Raw genomic sequence first — 1192 nt, forward strand, 5'->3', positions numbered from 1 at the left:
GGGGTGGCCTGGGTGAGGAGGTGGAGCAGGTCGGTGGCGGCGTCGGCCGGCAGTGCCCACGCGGGATCGGTGTCGGCGGCTTGGGGGTCGGGCCAGCGGGGATGGTCGGGCCAGGGGCCGAGGGTGGTGGTGAGGATGTCGAGGGCCGCGCCGTGGGCGGCGAGTGCGTGCAGGCGTGGCAGCAGGTCCGCGTCGGCGGTGGCGACGAGCAGGATGATGGGCAGGGGTTCGTCGGGGGCGGTGGCGCGCAGTTCGTCGATGGTCGCGGCGTCGTAGTCGTCGGCGAGGCGCTGGCGGATGAACAGATGCGCCTCGGCGCTGGCGACCGCGTCGAGGCCGCTGCGGGTGAGGGTGACGTGGGGCAGGCGGGCGAGGAGCTGTCCGGGCAGGCGCAGGGTCTCGGCCGCGTCGCTGTCGAGGATCAGATGGTGGGGGTCCTCGCCTGCGGGGGTGTGGTGGGCGGCGAGGACGGTGAGGATCAGGGCGCGGGCGGCATCGGGGTCGGGCAGGCTGATACCGCCGCTGGTGCGCAGCGCGGTGGGCAGCCGGGTCGGCGCGGCGGGGCCGCGTAGGCCGGTGCGAGGCGGCCGTGGGATGGGCGGTGTGGCGGTGGCGCCGTCACCGCCGGGCAGCGGTCCCACCAGCGCGGGGACAGGCGGTGCGGCCGGGGCGGCGGGCATGTCCAGGTCGGGGTAGGGCGGCGGCCCCAGAGGTATGGGCGGCTCGTCGCCGGCCAGTGCAGGTTCCTCGTCGTCGAGCTGAGGGTCGTCCGCGTGGAGCGGGTCGGCGTCGAAGGGCGTGCTGTCGTCGCGGTCGGGGTCGGGTTCGTCGAGGGTGTGTCCGCTGCGGAGGATCTCTCGGATGATCAGCGGGAGGGGTGGGTCGGCCGGCTGGTCGCGGCGGTGTCCGGTGGGGCGGGTGCGGTGGCGCAGGAGGCGGGCGATGGTGACCGCGATCGCGACGGCGGCGAGCAGGCTTAGGGGCAGCACCAGCCCCGAGGGCAGTCGGATCGGGTCGCGAGGGGCGGCAGGGTGAGCGGGCCGCGTGAGGGGGGTCGGGCTGGCGGTGGTGGGCGCGGCCGGTGAGGGCGCCGTGGAGGCTGGACCGTCGGGCAGTGTAGGGACCCAGGGAATCACCGGCGGGGCCGGCGCGGCGGGCACGGGTGCGGGTGCTGGTGGACTGGTGGGGTGGG

Annotated in this window: 1 pseudogene; it reads right to left on the bottom strand. The window is 76.4% G+C overall.

Going from position 1 to position 1192, the window contains the following annotated elements:
- A pseudogene (locus C1A33_RS26010) lies at positions 1-989 on the bottom strand (hypothetical protein); the annotation flags it as partial.
- Positions 990-1192 lie beyond the last annotated feature (203 nt).

Source organism: Frankia canadensis (assembly GCF_900197875.1).
Taxonomy (GTDB): domain Bacteria; phylum Actinomycetota; class Actinomycetes; order Frankiales; family Frankiaceae; genus Frankia; species Frankia canadensis.